The sequence below is a fragment of the Pseudomonas sp. TAA207 genome (genome assembly GCF_001529285.1).
In the GTDB taxonomy this organism is placed as follows: domain Bacteria; phylum Pseudomonadota; class Gammaproteobacteria; order Pseudomonadales; family Pseudomonadaceae; genus Aquipseudomonas; species Aquipseudomonas weihenstephanensis.
This window is the reverse complement of the sequence record NZ_LLWJ01000064.1, coordinates 16508-33039: the sequence shown is the minus strand read 5'-3', so window position 1 is coordinate 33039 and position 16532 is coordinate 16508. Positions and strand designations below refer to the sequence as shown.

General features: G+C 58.0%; 13 protein-coding genes. 8 read left to right on the top strand and 5 right to left on the bottom strand.

Annotated features, from left to right (window positions below; translation table 11 throughout):
- Positions 1-15: 15 nt before the first annotated feature.
- The 4 genes from AP059_RS10185 (at position 16) to AP059_RS10170 (ending at position 6912) form a co-directional block, all read left to right on the top strand.
- The gene (locus AP059_RS10185) at positions 16-1743 is read left to right on the top strand and encodes an autotransporter assembly complex protein TamA (protein WP_059763090.1); all 1728 of its coding nucleotides are present in this window, start codon (positions 16-18) and stop codon (positions 1741-1743) included.
- Positions 1740-5417 (top strand): translocation/assembly module TamB domain-containing protein, encoded by a 3678-nt coding sequence (locus tag AP059_RS10180; RefSeq protein ID WP_059763089.1) that lies wholly within the window; start codon positions 1740-1742, stop codon positions 5415-5417. Before AP059_RS10185 ends, AP059_RS10180 begins: the two co-directional genes overlap by 4 nt.
- A gap of 276 nt (positions 5418-5693) precedes the next feature.
- Positions 5694-6611, top strand: a complete 918-nt coding sequence (locus tag AP059_RS10175; RefSeq protein WP_059763088.1) for a LysR family transcriptional regulator — start codon at positions 5694-5696, stop codon at positions 6609-6611.
- Between the two features lie 112 nt (positions 6612-6723).
- Positions 6724-6912 (top strand): hypothetical protein, encoded by a 189-nt coding sequence (locus tag AP059_RS10170; RefSeq protein ID WP_048363639.1) that lies wholly within the window; start codon positions 6724-6726, stop codon positions 6910-6912.
- On the opposite strand, the gene AP059_RS10165 is transcribed toward AP059_RS10170, so the two are convergent.
- A complete protein-coding gene (locus tag AP059_RS10165; RefSeq protein WP_059763087.1) occupies positions 6909-7292 on the bottom strand; it encodes a hypothetical protein in 384 nt (127 codons plus the stop codon). The genes AP059_RS10170 and AP059_RS10165 overlap by 4 nt on opposite strands.
- 265 nt (positions 7293-7557) lie before the next feature.
- On the opposite strand from AP059_RS10165, the gene pvdQ reads away from it, so the two are divergent.
- Positions 7558-9846 (top strand): bifunctional acylase PvdQ, encoded by a 2289-nt coding sequence (gene pvdQ / locus AP059_RS10160; RefSeq protein WP_059763086.1) that lies wholly within the window; start codon positions 7558-7560, stop codon positions 9844-9846.
- 67 nt (positions 9847-9913) lie between these two features.
- Here pvdQ and AP059_RS10155 read toward each other — a convergent pair whose 3' ends face one another.
- Positions 9914-10915 carry a FecR family protein gene (locus AP059_RS10155; protein ID WP_059763085.1) on the bottom strand — a complete coding sequence of 334 codons (1002 nt, stop codon included), beginning with the start codon at positions 10913-10915 and terminating at the stop codon, positions 9914-9916.
- A 164-nt stretch (positions 10916-11079) separates the two neighbouring features.
- Here AP059_RS10155 and AP059_RS10150 point away from each other — a divergent pair, with 164 nt between their 5' ends.
- On the top strand, positions 11080-11361 hold the full coding sequence (locus tag AP059_RS10150) for a PepSY domain-containing protein (RefSeq protein ID WP_059763084.1): 282 nt from the start codon (positions 11080-11082) through the stop codon (positions 11359-11361).
- A gap of 142 nt (positions 11362-11503) precedes the next feature.
- Here the strand turns inward: AP059_RS10150 and AP059_RS10145 are convergent, their stop codons facing one another.
- Both AP059_RS10145 and AP059_RS10140 read right to left on the bottom strand, forming a co-directional pair.
- Positions 11504-11761 carry a DUF2790 domain-containing protein gene (locus tag AP059_RS10145; protein ID WP_059763083.1) on the bottom strand — a complete coding sequence of 86 codons (258 nt, stop codon included), beginning with the start codon at positions 11759-11761 and terminating at the stop codon, positions 11504-11506.
- A 298-nt stretch (positions 11762-12059) separates the two neighbouring features.
- The gene (locus AP059_RS10140) at positions 12060-12314 is read right to left on the bottom strand and encodes a DUF2790 domain-containing protein (protein WP_048363645.1); all 255 of its coding nucleotides are present in this window, start codon (positions 12312-12314) and stop codon (positions 12060-12062) included.
- A gap of 305 nt (positions 12315-12619) precedes the next feature.
- Between AP059_RS10140 and zapE the strand changes: the two genes are divergently transcribed.
- Positions 12620-13738 carry a cell division protein ZapE gene (gene zapE / locus AP059_RS10135; protein WP_059763082.1) on the top strand — a complete coding sequence of 373 codons (1119 nt, stop codon included), beginning with the start codon at positions 12620-12622 and terminating at the stop codon, positions 13736-13738.
- A gap of 113 nt (positions 13739-13851) precedes the next feature.
- Here zapE and dkgB read toward each other — a convergent pair whose 3' ends face one another.
- The gene (gene dkgB, locus AP059_RS10130) at positions 13852-14655 is read right to left on the bottom strand and encodes a 2,5-didehydrogluconate reductase DkgB (RefSeq protein ID WP_059763081.1); all 804 of its coding nucleotides are present in this window, start codon (positions 14653-14655) and stop codon (positions 13852-13854) included.
- A 226-nt stretch (positions 14656-14881) separates the two neighbouring features.
- Between dkgB and pvdP the strand changes: the two genes are divergently transcribed.
- Positions 14882-16498 (top strand): pyoverdine maturation tyrosinase PvdP, encoded by a 1617-nt coding sequence (pvdP, locus tag AP059_RS10125; RefSeq protein ID WP_059763080.1) that lies wholly within the window; start codon positions 14882-14884, stop codon positions 16496-16498.
- The last annotated feature ends 34 nt before the right edge of the window (positions 16499-16532 follow it).

The window sequence follows — 16532 nt, the reverse complement described above, 5'->3', positions numbered from 1 at the left end:
TTAGCATCCGCGCCTATGACGTTTCCAGGAAGATTTACCAGTGGTGTGGTCCTGCTGCTCAGCAGCTTTGCAGCCTTTGCGCAAAGCGAGCTGGTGGTCAAGGTCAAACCCGCCAATAGCGCCCTCAAGGCCAACGTGGAAGGCTATATAGGCAGCCTCGGCGATCGTGACGAGGCGGCCTTGTTGCGCTTCAAACGCGGTGCGCAAGAGCAAGCCCTCAAAGCCTCCCAAGCCTTGGGTTATTACAACCCCACCATTGACAGCGAAGTTAAACCCGGTGATCCGCCGCGTTTGGTATTGAGCATTGATCCCGGCGAGCCGGTGCATCTGCGCAACGTCAATGTGCGCGTCGAAGGTGCGGCCGCTTCGCTCAAGGCCTTTCAGATCCCCGCCAGTGACGACCTCAAGCCGGGGGCGGTGCTCAATCAGGGCGATTATGAAAGCGCCAAGCAAATGATCCAGAACCGGGCGCTGCGTTACGGTTTTTTCAATGGCCAATTTATCAAGCACGAACTGCTGGTCGACCCCAAGGGCGGCTACGCCGATATCAATCTGGTTTACCGCAGCGGGCCGCGTTTTTTGCTCGGCAAGGTCAGTTTTGGTGGCGACACGCCGTTTGATGAGGTGCTGTTGCAACGCATGGTGCCTTTCAAACCGGATACGCCCTATGACTCGGAGCTGGTGAACGAGCTTAATCAAAACCTGCAATCGAGCGGTTATTTTGAAGTGGTGCGCGTTGATGCCGCGCCCAGCACGGCAGTGGGGCAAGTGATTCCGGTCGACGTTGAGCTGCACACCCGCAAGCCACGCACCATGACGCTGGGCCTGGGTTACTCGACCGATACCGGGCCGCGCGGCAAGGCCAGCTGGATGCGCCACTGGGACAACGCCCGTGGCGACAGTTACGGTTTTGAGTCGGAAATTTCCCAGCCCAAGCAAAACGTCGGCGCCTGGTATGACATCCCGCTTGATCCGCCGCTCACCGACAAACTGCGTTTTGCAGCCGGTTATCAGTACGAAGAAATCGCCAATACCGACACCTTGAGCAAGTTGCTGACAGTCGGCCCGGAGTGGCACAGCAAACTGGACAACGGCTGGACGCGCATTGTCTCGCTCAAGTGGCAGCACGAAGAATATCGTTTGGGCGATGACTCGGGCCTGAGCACCTTATTAATGCCCGGTGTCAGTTATTCGGTACTGCGCAGCGATAACCGCATTGATCCTACCCACGGCTACAGCGTGTCGCTGGATGCGCAAGTGGCCAAGGAAGGGCTGATGTCGGACACCAACCTGTTGCACGGCAATGCGCAATTTAAAGCGCTGACTACGTTGTGGGACAAACACCGCTTTTTGGGCCGGGTTCAGTTTGGCGGCAGCGCCACCAACGGTTACAAGTCGATCCCGCCGTCCCTGCGGTTCTTTGCCGGTGGCGACCAAAGCGTGCGCGGCTATGACTACCAGAGCCTGTCGCCGAAGAACTCTGATGGCGACCGTATCGGTGGCCGCTACATGGTGGCGGGCAGCGTCGAGTATCAATATCAGTTCGCCGAAAAATGGCGCTGGGCAACCTTTGTCGACAAAGGCAACGCGTTCAACAGCCTCGACTTCCCCAGTTTAAAAACCGGGGTGGGCATGGGTATTCGCTGGATTTCGCCGGTTGGCCCGATCCGTCTCGATCTGGCTCATGCGCTGGATGACGATGGCGGCGTTCGTTTGCACTTTTCCATGGGGCCAGAACTGTGATTCGTGGTGTGAAAATAGCGGGTCTGGTGTTGCTGGCCTTGTTGCTGACAGGGGTGCTGGCGCTGGGCCTCGTGCTGGGTACACAAGCGGGCAGCCGTTGGGTGCTGGGCCAGGTGCCGGGTTTACAGATCGACAACTTTGCCGGTCGTTTGGGTGGCCAGTGGAGTGCCGATCATCTGTTGTGGGAGCAAGGCAGCAGTCGTGTGGAAGTGGAGCGGCCGATTTTTGCCTGGTCGCCCGCGTGCCTGACGCGCCTGACCTTGTGTGTCGATCAATTGCAGGCAGAGCGCGTGAGCCTGCAATTTCCGCCAGGCGAAGACAGCAGCAGCGGGCCGGTCAGCCTGCCGGAGCTGAAACTGCCGCTGTCCATCGAGGTGGGCGTGATCAAGGTCGGCAACGTGTTGTTCAACGGTATCGAGCAGCTCAAGGGCTTGCAGATGGCGGCGCAGTGGACGCCCAAGGGCTTGCAGATCGACTCGGTGCACGTAGACCGCGAGGATTTGAGCGTCGAGTTGTCTGGCCTGTTGCAACCCAATGGCGATTGGCCTTTGACCTTGCAGGGCGCTATCAACCTGCCGTCTCCCGATAAAGACAAACCCTGGGCGCTGGCGCTGAAGGTCGACGGTGATTTGCGTACTTCACTGAACCTGACCGCCGATAGCACGGGGTATCTCAACGCACAGTTAAAGGGCCAATTGCAGCCACTGGCCGAGAACTTGCCCGCGCAGATCAGCCTCACGTCTGAGGCGTTCAAAGCCAGCCCGGAGTTGCCCGATACCCTGCAAGTCAACCAGCTCGTATTGAGCGCCAAAGGTGATCTCAAGGCCGGTTATGTGCTGAACGGCAGCGCCAGTCTGCCTGCTGAAAAAGCCCCGGTCAGTCTGGTGCTCAAAGGCCGGGTGGATGCCAAGGGGGCGCAAATCTCGGCGCTGGATTTAACCGTCAGCCCCGAGCAACGTTTGAAACTGTCCGGGCAAGTGGATTGGCAAGAAGGCTTGAAGGCCGACGCCACTATCGACTGGCTTAAGTTTCCGTGGCACACCCTGTACCCGCTGATTGCCAAGCTCGATGTAGACCTGCGCACTTTCAAGGGCGAAGTGTCTTACACCGATGGCAACTATTTGGGCCATTTCAAAGCAGATCTGGATGGCCCGGCCGGGGCGTTCAGTCTGGCCAGCCCGTTCAGTGGTGATCTGGGCAAAATATTTTTGCCCCAGCTGCAACTGGTCGCCGGGCAAGGCAAGGCACAGGGCCACGTCAACGTGCAGTTCGCCGAGGGTGTGGCGTGGGACACCGCTCTGGACTTGAGCGCCATCAACCCGGCGTATTGGGTCGCTGAGCTGCCGGGTAACCTGGGTGGCCCGTTGCGTAGCACCGGTTCGTTCAAAAATGAGCGCCTTGAACTCAATGCCGATCTCGATTTAAAAGGCCGTTTGCGCGGCTTGCCCGCCGTCTTGCAAGCCAAGGCTCAAGGCGCTGGCGAAGATTTCACCCTGAGCGCTCTGGACATTCGCCTGGGCGATAACCGCATCAACGGCAGTGCCAGTGTGCAGCAGCAACTCAAGGCGCAACTGGATCTGAACTTGCCGCGTTTGGGTCAGCTGTGGCCGGATCTGCGCGGTCAGCTCAAAGGTCGGGTTGATGTAGGCGGTACGCTCAAGGCACCGCAAGGCAAGGTGGCACTCACAGGTCAGCAATTGGCCTTTGCCGACAATCACCTGCAAAACCTGACGCTGGATGCCTCGCTGGATCGCAATCAAAACGGGCGAATTGACCTCAAAGGCAGCGGGATTCAGACCGGCGACACACAACTGGGCGTACTGACAGCCAATGGCAGCGGTGACCTCAAGCGCCAACAACTGAAACTGGCGTTGCAAGGGCCGATGCTGCAACTGGGGCTGGCGCTGGAGGGGGGGCTGGACAAAGACAACTGGCGCGGGCGTTTGCTCAGCGGGGACGTGAAGGCGGGCGGCCAGAGTTGGGTGCTGCAAGACCCGGCGCGTCTGGAGCGGTTGGCCGATGGCCGTATCACCTTGGGTGCGCAGTGCTGGATGTCCGGGCCTGCCAGCCTGTGCGCTGAAGATCAGCGCTTGATGCCCGACCCCAAATTGCGTTTGCACCTTAAGCAATTCCCCCTCGACAGCCTGGCGCAGTGGTTGCCCAACGACTTTCAGTGGCAAGGCCAGCTCAACGCCGACGTGCTGATGGATGTGCCCGCCAGCGGCCCCAAAGGTCAGGTGGTGGTGGACGCCAGTGGCGGCACCTTGCGTATCAAAGACAAAGGTCAGTGGCTGGACTTCCCGTACCAGACCTTCAAATTGACCAGTCACCTGACGCCCAGCCGGGTCGACACACAGTTTGAATTCAATGGCGGCAAGCTCGGGCAATTGATGCTCAACGCACGCATCAATCCGCTGCCCAAAAGCAAACCGGTGAGCGGCGAGTTCCGCCTCACGGGGCTGGATGTGTCGGTGATCCGTCCGTTTGTGCCGATGGTGGAAAAGCTCACCGGGCAGTTGAATGGTGCGGGGAGTATTTCGGGCGGTTTGCTCGCGCCCTCGATCAACGGCAAGGTGGCGCTGACTGGCGGTGAAATCTCCGGCCCGCAGTTACCGACCAACTTTGAAAACCTGCAACTGACGGCCAACATCGTCGGCGAAACCGCGCAACTCAACGGCGGCTGGACCAGCGGTACGCAAGGGCAGGGCAGCATCAGCGGTGACGTGGCATGGGGCAAGGCGGTGGCCGTCAACGTGCTGGTCAAGGGCAATCACTTGCCGGTGACGGTGGAGCCTTACGCCAAGCTGGACGTGGCGCCCGATCTGAAAATCACGCTCAACGCAAACAACACCCTGTTGATTGCCGGTACGGTGAACGTGCCAAAAGGTGAAATCACCGTTCGCGAACTGCCACCGTCCACGGTCAAGGTTTCGGATGACACCGTGATCGTCGGTCAGCAGGTGGCTGAGGGCGAAGTGCCGATGGTGGTCGACATGGACATCAACGTGGTGGTGGGGCAAGAACTGCTGACGTTCTCCGGGTTTGGTCTGAACGCCGATTTGGCGGGCCAGGTGCATATTGGCAATAACCTCGATACGCGCGGCGAACTGCGCCTGAACAATGGCCGTTACCGTGCTTATGGCCAGCGCCTGACCATCCGCCGTGCGCGGCTATTGTTTGCCGGGCCGATTGCCCAGCCGTATCTGGACATTGAAGCGATTCGCCAGACAGATGATGTGATTGCAGGCATCCGCTTGAGTGGTAGCGCTGAACAGCCGACCACGCAAATCTTCTCGGAGCCGGCGATGAGCCAAGAGCAAGCGTTGTCTTACTTGATCCTGGGGCGTCCGTTGTCGGGCACCGGGGAAGACAACAACATGCTGGCCCAGGCAGCCTTGGGGCTGGGGTTGATGGGCAGTGCAGGCATTACCTCCGGTCTGGCGAACCACTTGGGTATCAAGGACTTTGAACTCGACACTGAAGGCAGCGGCGACAACACCGCCGTGGTTGCCAGCGGCAAGATCAACGAACGTTTGAGCGTGCGGTATGGCGTGGGCGTGTTTGAACCGGCGAGTACCATTGCGTTGCGTTACAAACTGAGCAAGCGGGTGTACGTGGAAGTGGCCAGCGGCTTTGCCAGTTCGCTGGATATCTTCTACAAACGCGATTTTTAAAACGCCAGACTCAGCGCAGCTGACGAGGCACGAGGCTGTGATCGAATGCGAAGCGGCCGTTAATCTGATGGCTGTGGCGTTTCTGACACACAGGGTTTAACGGTTTCACGACGGCCTTGGCGCCGATCACCGCCTCGCCTAACGCGTCAGTTCCTGCAGGTTGGTAGGAACTGACCTAGCCTGCGCGAATGTGAAACCTGCAAGGGCGGTCGCCGAGACAATGATGCGTCACTGTCTGGATGACTCCACTCATCCATGCCAGCCAAGCGAGGGGATATGGACCGATTCAACGCGATGCGCGTCTTTACCCGTATCGTCGAGCTGGGCGGTTTTGCCAAAGCTGCCGACAGCCTGCAAATGCCCCGTGCTTCAGTGACGGTACTGATCAAACAACTGGAAGCGCACTTGGGCGTGCAACTGTTGCATCGCACCACGCGTCAGGTCAGCCCGACGCTGGACGGCGCCGCGTATTACCAGCGTTGCGTCAGCGTGTTGTCAGACCTTGAAGAGGCCGAAGGGTTGTTCAGCGCCAGCCAACCCAAGGGTACGCTGCGGGTCGAAATGCCAGCGGCGGTGGGGCGTCTGGTGGTGCTGCCTGCGCTGCCTGAGTTCACCCGGCGTTATCCGCAGATAGCGCTGGAAATCGGGCTTAACGACCGGCCGGTGGATTTGATTCGTGAAGGTGTGGACTGCGCGATTCGCGCCGGTTTGACCGTGGATGATTCGCTGGTGGCCCGGCCCCTGGTGCTGATGGACCAAGTGACTGTCGCCAGTCCCGACTATTTGCGTGCTCACGGCATACCGCACACGGTGGCCGATTTGAGCGGGCATCTGATGGTGGAGTATTTCTCTGGCGTGTCGGGCAAGCGTTACGGGCTGGAGTTTGAGCAAGGGCCAGACGTGCAGTTGGTCAACTTGGCCAAACAGGTGTCGGTTAACAGTGCCGAAGGGTATTTGGCAGCGTGTGTGGCCGGTTATGGTTTGGTGCAGGCGCCGCATTATCATGTGGCCCAATGGGTGCGTGAGGGGCGCTTGCAAGAAGTGCTCAGTGAATGCTTGCCGCCGCCTCTGGCGCTGACCGCTTTATACCCGCCACATCGCCAGTTATCGCCACGGGTGCGCGTGTTTGTTGACTGGTTGGTGGCTGTGTGTGCTCGACCGGGTAGCGGATTTTGTCGCCAGATGACGAGCTAAAACCCAGGTGCGGTTGTAACATGGCCCACCGTTGAGGGTGGGCTTACCCGTAGACCCTACGCATGTGCACCTTTTGGCTTTGATTCAAGTCCCATTTTTTCAGGAACAGGCAATGACTCCTTCGCAGCGCTTGAAATACTCGATTTTGATCTCCCTGGTTGTACTGGGGATCATGTTTGGTCTTTCGTACATGCAGAACGCCGGCATGATCTCCGAGAAGATGTTTCAGTACGTCGCCATCGGCGTGGCAGTGATTGTGGTTGTCATCAACGGCGTCATGCGCCGCAAAACCAAAATCTAGGCGTCGATCTGCCCCATCAAAACAGCTTCGGCCTGCGGATGCAGGCTGTAGCTCTTGTCGCTGTTGAGCACCACCACCCCCTCGCTGCACAGGCGCTTGAGCACTTCGCGCACGCTGAGAAAAGACAGCGGGATATCCAGCGCTTGTAAATGGCTGTGCATGCCGCGCACCCCGAGTCGACGATCATTGCCGGCGGCGGTTAACAGCGCGTCGATGACCTTGAGCCGCACCAGGCTGGTGCGCAGCCCAAAACATTTAAGTAAATGACGAATACGTACATTGCCGTGTAATTGCACCTGTGCCTCCAGCAACCCGTTGTCGGGCTGAAAAGCTGATTTGCGTTGTTGATTACCGTCCGCTGGCATTTGCGAGTTGTGCATGCAAATAACTCCTTATCAGAGCCTGATCAGGAAAATAAAAACTGCTCTTAAGGTACTAGACGAATGAGCCGCCGAAATCATGAACATTTGGATGTAGAAAATTTGTCGTCAAATGCGCTTGATTGAAGTGAAGCCGCTTTGTAGACAGGTTTTTAACGGTGATTAAATTTTTTTAATCGGCTTCGTCTTTAGTGCAGGCACATGCCCGGTGGCGGCGTCCCCATGATGCGCAACGGGCATTTCTATTGAACGAGCAGGAGTGCGCGTGATTATTTTCAGGCCATTGAGCAAAGCGTGTGTTGCAGGGCTGTGTGTGGGACTGAGTGTTTGTGCTCTGGCTCAGACACCGGCCAAAGACGTGAGCGCCGACATTCGCCGCACCACCTTTGGTGTACCGCATATTCAGGCCGCCGATGAGCGTGGCCTGGGGTATGGCATTGGTTATGCCTATGCCCAGGACAACCTGTGTTTGCTGGCCAATGAGGTGGTCACGGTGAACGGTGAACGCTCTAAATACTTTGGGCCTGACGCGTTGACCCTGGAGGAGCGCGACAACCTGTCCAGCGACATTTTTTTCAAGTGGCTCAATACCCCGCAGTCGGTCGATGCCTTTTGGCAGGCGCAAACCCCGCAGGTGCGAGATTTGATTGAGGGGTATGTGGCCGGTTACAACCGTCAGCTCAGCGAGCGCAACGGTCTGCCAGCGCAATGTGACAATGCCTCGGTGCGGCCCCTCACGAGCCGGGATCTGGTCAAGTTGACCCGTCGCCTGTTGGTCGAGGGGGGCGTGGGTCAGTTTGCGCAAGCGCTGGTGGGCGCAACGCCGCCACGCGCCACGGCGCAATGGGCTCAGCACAGCAAGGGCTTTGCAGTGGCTGAGCAACGCATGCAGCGTTTTGCGCTGGAGCGTGGCAGCAACGCAGTGGCTATCGGCAGTGAGCGTTCAAAGACCGGGCGGGCGATGTTGCTGGCCAATCCGCATTTTCCGTGGGTAGGCGGCATGCGCTTTTATGAGATGCAGTTGACCATCCCCGGCAAGCTTGACGTGATGGGCGCCGCGCTGCCCGGTCTGCCGTTGATCAACATCGGTTTCAATCAGCACGTGGCCTGGACCCATACGGTCGACACCTCAAAGCACTTCACCCTGTACCGGCTTGCCCTCGACCCGCATGACCCGACCCGTTATCTGCTGGACGGCAACTCTTACGCGCTGCAAGAGCACACCGTCAGCGTTGAGGTCAAACAGGCCGATGGCAGCCTCAAGCCTCAGTCGCGGGTTATTTACAGTTCAGTGTTCGGGCCGATTGTGCAGTGGCCGGGCAAGCTGGACTGGGACGATAACGTGGCCTTTAGCCTGCGTGATGCCAACCTCGGCAACGATCGCGTATTGCAGCAGTGGTACGCAATGAATCAGGCGGACAGTGTCGATGCCTTGCAAGCCTCGGTGAACAAGATTCAAGGCATCCCGTGGGTCAACACCCTGGCCGTGGATGACAAAGGGCAGGCGCTGTACATGAACCTGTCCGTGGTGCCGTATGTCGATCAGGCCAAATTGGCCGCGTGCAGCGACCCGCGGGTGGGGCTGGAGATGATCGTGCTCGACGGTAGTCGCAGTGCCTGTGCGTGGACGGTTGACGCCAGCGCGGCACAACACGGTATTTATCCGGCGAGTCAGTTGCCGCAACTGCGTCGCAAAGACTACGTGCAGCATTCCAACGACTCCGCCTGGATGGCCAACCCTCTGGCACCGTTGAGCGGTTTTTCGCCGCTGATCAGTCAAGAGGGCCAGCCACTGGGGCCGCGAGCACGTTTTGCTCTTCAGCGGTTAAGTCAGCCCGGTGCCCTCGGTGTATCGGACTTGCAAGGCATGGTGATGGACAACCGGGTGTACCTGGCCGGGCAAGTCATGCCGGACCTCCTTGAGGTGTGTGAAGGTGAGCGTGAGGCCGCGCCGGCAGCGGTGTGTGCCAGCCTCAAGGCATGGGATCAGCAGGCGAATCTGGACAGCGGCATGGGGCTGGTGCATTTCCAGCACCTTATGGCGCAGTTGTTTGAAGTGCCTGACGTGTGGCGCGTGTCGTTCAACCCCGCAGACCCGCAACATACACCGCGAGGTTTGAACATCGATCATCCGGCGGTGCGTCAGGCGGTGCATGACGCGCTCAAAGCGTCAGCGGCGCAGGTGGCGCAAGCAGGGTTGAGTACCGACACGACGTGGGGTGAGATTCAGGGCGTCAACAGTGGCGGCCAGCGTACGCCGATTCACGGTGGCCCGGCGGTACTGGGTGTCTATAACGCCATGCAAAGCGTACCGGGTGAAGGCGGTCAGCAAGAGGTCGTGAGCGGCACCAGCTACCTGCAAACGGTCACGTTTGACGAGCAGGGGCCACAGGCGCAAGGGATGCTGGCGTTTTCGATTTCCAGCGACCCGGCGTCAAAACATGCGCGGGATCAAACCCGGGCGTTCTCGAAGAAGCAATGGCAAACGCTGCCCTTCACTGAGGCGCAGATCAAGGCCGACCCTAACTATGAGCTGACGCACATTCGTCAATAAATACTCTGCACACGCCCGACGCAGGCTGCCGCAGCCTGCGTCAATGGCGCGGGGGAACGGTGTTCAATCAGCCCCGCGGCAGGGCGTTGAGTACGGGGTTACCGTCCTGATTCACGCTCAGGTACACCGGCAACACTTTGGGCAGGGAGGTCACAAGGTTGTTGATTTCTTTGGTGTTGAATACGCCACCGATGCGCAATTGGCGGGTGGCAGAGTCTGCCAGTACCAACGGCGTGCCCAGGTAACGGTTGATCATGGGCAAGGCGTCAGCCAGCGTCAGGTTATCGAGCACCAATTTGCCATTGCGCCACGCCAGATCCGGCGCGTTGGCATAGGTCTGGCTGATTTGCGGGGTATAGTCGCCCGCCTTGTATCGCGCTTGCATGCCCGGCTCCAGACGCAAGCCGTCCCCGCTGAGCTGTTGGTTGCTGGTGACCAGCACTGAGCCTTCCAGCAGCGTGACTTTGACCTGATCTTCGTACATCCACACATTGAACTGGGTGCCGGTCACGCGCACCCGGCCCTCCGCAGCCTGCACCATGAACGGGTGTGCGACATCGTGACTCACCTTGAAAAAGGCTTCGCCTTTGCTCAGGGTGACGCGACGTTGGTCTTTGTAGTTGGCATACGTCAGTTGTGTGCCCAGGTTCAGTTCCACCTGGCTGCCGTCTGGCAGGGTCACGGTTTGCAACTGGGCATCGGCCTGATGACGTTCATAGGCATTGGGCACCCAGCCCAGTTCCCAGCCGCTGTACGCTGCCACAGGCACCGCGAGCAGGGTGATGGCCGCTGCCGTGGCGTATTTTTGCCAGGTGCTGCGCCGTGGCACTTGGGGCAGTTGCACCACGTGTGCCCCTATAGGCTCGGGGCGCGGCAGGTGCTCGCTGACATCCCAGATGTCGAGCATGGCCTCATATTCAAACGCATGCAGCGGGTCAGCGTTCAGCCACACAGCGAAAGCTTCACGTTCCCGGTCAGTGCAATCAGGCTCATGCAAGCGCATACACCACTGGGCAGCCGCTTCAGTGATGGCATCGTATTGGGCTTCGGTGAGGCGTGTTTCGCTCATTGGCTCTTCCTGGTTTTGTGCATTCTAACCCTGTGCTAGAGCGAACGAGAACATGAGGCATGTCAAAAGCATGTCATTTACCCATCATGGAGGTTTTTTTCTCTGCTACGTTTACTGCGGCAACCTACGTAACAGACGCAACATCAATTAATGGAGTTAAGACAATGTTGAAGAAAACCTTTGCTGCTGCAATCACTGCTGCTGTTGTGTTGAGCGCTGGCGCTGCGATGGCTGCGACACCCGATGCGAACTGGGCGTTCTCCAAAGAGGTGATTAAAGTCCTCAAAACCGATAATGGCTACGTCACCATTAAAAAGGTTGAACTGGAGAATCCGGCTACCGGTATCTGGAAAGCGGAAGGCGTGAAGAAAATCGATGGTGTGGAAGTCGAAGTCGAAACCACGCTTGATCACACGGGCAAAGTGATTTCCGAGAAGAAAGACTGATTCTCGCTACCTGAATCGCTTGCGAGCGCTTCTAGCCCGGTCTTGCCATTGCAGGGCCGGGCATCACGTGGTCATCACGGGCACATAAAAAAGCCCGCGTTCAACGCAGGCCTGGTGTGCAGCATTATCGTTGTTGACTCGATCAGCCGTTGGAACAGCCGTTACCCATGACCCGGTACTCAAGAATGTGACGCTGACCCTGGTGGTCTTCATAGATCATTTGCGCCGGCACCACTTCACACACATCGGCAGTCGGAGTCACGCTGATCACATGGGCAACGTCCAGGTCAGTGGCGTAGGTGTACTGTTCAACCACCGGTTGGGCCTGTGCAACTTCAACGTCGTCAGCGGCGGCTACTGTCGCAATACCCATCAAAGCAAGTGCTATAAAACCTTTCATTTTTTTCAGACCTTAAAACAATCACGTATCACTGACTTCCATTGCCATGCTGGCGGGAGAAGTTGTTGCGCCTTTTAAGAAGTGTGGCGCAACACGAAGTACCGTGCCCTGTTTCAATGTTTCAGCGAGGGATGAACATAGGATACGCACTTAAAACATTGATTAAAGTCAAAAGAATGCCAAGCAGTATTGTTGGAATGGTAATAATGCTGTTTTTTATGTTGTGCAAAAGAAAGCCCCCTACAAAGAGGGGGCTTGGGGTCGCATCCGTGCGTGCAACCTTGGGCATAGCCTGTGTTTAGTGAGTGCTGCAACCGTCACCCATGACCTGATATTCCACAGTGTGGCGTTGGCCCTGATGGTCTTCATAGGTCATTTGCGCCGGTACCACTTCGCACACTTTCGGGATGCTGGACATACTGATGACATTGGCAATGTCCAGCGTTGTTCCGTAGGAATAGTGTTCAACTGTCGGTTGCGAAGTGGGGGTTGTTTCACCGGCCAGGGCGGTGGTCGCTATGCCGGCCAGTAATAAAGCGATCAGATGTTTCATGTGAGTGGCCTCTAAAGTAATCAAATATGAACAGTGACTGACTTCATGTGCCGTGCAGGCGGGTAGAAGTTACGCGCCCGAATAAGTATTCAATGAGTGCGTACGAAGTTCCGTGTTTAAGTTTCAAGTGCGGTTCAGTGCATGTCGCCAAGTTTACGCCGTTTGAATGATTGAAAAAGACTTGATGGCAAAACGCTCTGTTACCGCTTGAGTAACAATGTGGTGACGCCGATCAGCATTTCAAGGGCCTCGGCCTGATGCCGTGCTGGCATACTGGCCCGTCAGATTCAGGAGCCGGTCATCGTATGAATGTTGAATCCCCCATCACTGCCTGGGAGCGGGCCATTGCACAGCACGGATTTGTCCAGGACCCTGCACAGTGGCGTGCGGTGCAAGCGTTGCAGCATTGTCACGAACAACTAAGCCAGGGCATTGAGCCGGTCAGGGGCGTGTATTTATGGGGACCGGTGGGGCGCGGTAAAACCTGGCTGATGGATCAGTTCTACCAGAGTGTGTCGGTGCCAGCGCGGCGCCAGCACTTTCACCATTTCATGCAATGGGTGCATCAGCGTCTGTTTCAACTCATTGGCACTCAGGACCCGCTCAAGGCACTGGCGCAAGGTTTGGCCCAAGAGGTGCGAGTGCTGTGTTTTGACGAGTTGTTTGTCAATGACATTGGTGACGCGATCATCCTGGGCCGCCTGTTTCAGGTGATGTTTGAGCAAGGTGTGGTGTTGGTGTGCACCTCCAATCAGCCACCGGAGCAGCTGTATGGCGAGGGTTTCAATCGCGACCGGTTTGCGCCGGCGATCACCGCGATTGTCAAACATATGGCCGTGGTGTCGGTAGACGGTGCTCAGGATCACCGATTGCATCCGGGGATCGCCGAGCAGCGTTATTGGCTGACGGCAGCGGGGCAACCGAGCGTGATGGGGCCGCTGTTTGAGCGTCTGACTCAAGGGCAGGTGGTGTCTGAGCAACCGATTGCAGTGGGGCATCGGGTATTGAAAACCCTGGCTGCCAGCGACACCGTGCTGTGGTGTACGTTTCACGAACTGTGCGAGCAGCCCCTGGCCGCCACTGAATTTATGCAGATGTGTGACCGATACAGCGTCATCTTGCTCAGCGAGGTGCCATGCCTGAGTGCCGAACAGCGTGAAGGTAAAATCGCGCGGGGTACGGAAGATGGGGCGGTAAAAGTTGAGGCGGGCGATCGTGAACTGCCGCAGCTGTCCAAATATGACGACAGCGTGCGGCGTTTTATTGCTTTGATCGATGAGTGTTACGACCGCAAGGTGGCGGTGTGCATTGAGGCGCAGGTGCCCATGGACCAGTTGTACACGCAGGGCTATCTGGCCTTTGCGTTCCGCCGTACCTTGAGTCGCTTGCAAGAGATGCAATTGCAGAGGTTTGGCGTGCAGTAGGTGCTGGCGAGGCACGAGGCTGCAATCATCTGACACAGCCTGGTTGAAGGGTTTTACGACGGCGCTGGCGCCGATCACAGCCTCGCATTACTCGTCAGTGACTACAGGTCTGTTTAATCCCACGCAGGCGCTACGCTTTGCGGATCGGTCAGGCGATGCCCGCGGTCCAGGGCTGCAATCTGCTGCATGTCTTGCTCAGTCAAGCGCAGTTCGCACGCCTTGAGGTTGCTTTCAAGGTTTGCCCGCTGGGTAGAGGACGGAATCACCGAGTAGCCCAGTTGCATGGCCCACGCCAGTGTGACCTGTGCTGGCGTTGCGTTGTGACGCTTGGCAATGGCATTGATGACCGGATCTTTGAGCACTTCGCCGTAGGCCAACGTCATGTACGAGGTGATATGAATGCCCTGGCTTTTGGCAAACTCGGCCACCTTGCGGTTTTGCAGGTACGGGTGCAGCTCAATCTGGTTGGTGGCAATGTTTTCGGCACCCACCGCGGCAATGGCTTCTTTCATCAGCGCGATGGTGAAGTTGGACACACCGATTGCTCGGGTCAGGCCCTGTTGCTTGGCTTCCAGCAACGCCCCCATAAACTCGGCAACGGGCACTGCGTTGTTGGGCGATGGCCAGTGAATCAAGGTCAGGTCCAAATGCTCGGTGCGCAGTTTTTTCAGGCTGTCCTTGAGGCTGGGGATTAACGCGTCCTTGCTGAAGTGGCTGATCCAGATCTTGCTGGTGATGTACAGCTGATCACGGGCCACGCCGCTCTCGGCAATGGCCTGGCCCACGTCGGCTTCGTTCTCATAAATCTGTGCGGTATCCACGGCGCGGTAACCCAGTTCAAGGGCGTTTTTTACCGAGTCGATCACCACTTGGCCTTTTAGTCGAAATGTACCGAGGCCGAATGCTGGAACTGTCATGGATAACTCCTTGGGTGTCGTAAGAATGAGGCTGAGTATCCTCGGTCAGATACGTGGGAAAAACCCGGCATCAGACAAAGCACTCTTGACCACAGGTCATGAATCACTGAGTTCAGTGGGAGGGGAGAGTTCCTGAAATCTGGCTGTGGCTGCGGGGCTAAATTTGAGCGCGCAACAAACGTTCTAGCTTGGATACGCCTGCATTCAGGCTGGGACAGGTAGGGCAATGACGATTTCTCGACGAGGGTTCATCGCGGGTTTAGCGATCACCGGCGCAGTGGCGCCAGCAGCGTTCTATGGGCATCGCGAGTTGACGCGGGTGGATGACCCGATCACGCCCGGCGAGGCGACGGTCGACCTGGCGGACACCGCCGGGCAACAACTGGCGGATCAACTGCGGGGTGTGTGGACAATCCGTTTCGATGGTCGCGACGCAGGGCTTGAAGGCTTGCCTGCGGATGACCTGCAAGTGTGGCTGGATATTGCCCCGCGTGGCCGTGGGGTGCGTGGCTTTCTGGACACCGCGCAGGTCTTGCATAGCGCGCAGACGCCGCGTTACCGCATCTTGGGTGATCTGGTAGAACCCGACGCCAAGCTGATGCATTGGCGTCTTACGCGCAGTGACGCGCCTCAGGGCCAGCCGGATTACGAATTCAGTTTCAGTCTTGATGAAGTGTGGGGCCTGTATGGCAACGCGGGCAGTGGCACGTTGAGTGGTCGGGTGCAGCGCCTGGATCGTGCGCTGGCATGGCCCGAGCTGGATAACCGTTTTGTGGCCGTCAAGCATACGTTTCCCGAAGCGCGCGAGCGCAATGGCCTGAATCCTGCGTTGTTGGCCTGGCTGGTGTCGCCCGAGCACCGTTTGTTTCACCAGCTCTGGCACGCTTCGCGCGATACCTGGCATGAACTGACGGAGGACAAGCGCAATGCCCTGCGCGGTATCGGCTGGCAACCCGGTCAGCGTGACAAGGAGCGGGACGCCCGGGGGCCGCGTAAAGACCGCAACGGTTCGGGGGTGGACTTCTTTTTTATGCACCGGCACATGCTGCGCACGGCGCGTTCCATGCAAGACCTGCCTTCGTGGCTGGCCTTTCCGTTACCGCAGCCAGAGCTGGTACGCGACCGGGCGGGCTTTGCCCGTTACTTTGATAACCATGACGGCAGTGCCTTGCCGCCGACCTGGCTGGCGGAAGGTGACGCGGTCTATACCCAATGGCTGAGTGATATCAAACAGCCCGAAACCTTTCACAGCAACTTCGAGGTGTGGGAGTCGCGCTATCGCGACCCGCGTTACCTGTCGACATTGACCCTGGGCCAGTTTGGGTCGGAGGTGGAGCTAGGCTTGCACGACTGGCTGCACATGCGCTGGGCCTCGGTGCCGCGCGATCCATCCAATGGCGCCCCGGTGCCTTTTGCGCGAGATCCGGCCGATTTTTCGGCGCGTTGGTATGTGCCTGAAAACGACTTTCTTGGCGACCCGTTTTCGTCGCATGTAAACCCGGTGTTCTGGAGTTTCCACGGCTGGATCGATGACCGCCTTGAGGACTGGTTTGCTGCTCACCAGCGCTTTCATCCCGGCGAGTTGACGCGTCAGGAAGTCAACGGCGTGCCCTGGTTTGCACCGGGGCGCTGGGTGGAAGTGGATGATCCATGGCTTGGGCCGATAACGCATGGGTGCAGCACGACGCCGGGGCTGGCGATGGGCAAAACGGTTGAAATGGACCCTGAAACCATGAAGCTGGCATTGCGGATCACTTTTGGCGATGAAAAGACCCTTGCCAGTCTGTTCCGTAAAGTCCCGCGACGTCCTTGGTATGCGCGGCATTTGTCGGTCAAGGCGTAGCTGCGTTTACCCACCTGGGTAGGCGTAACGATAA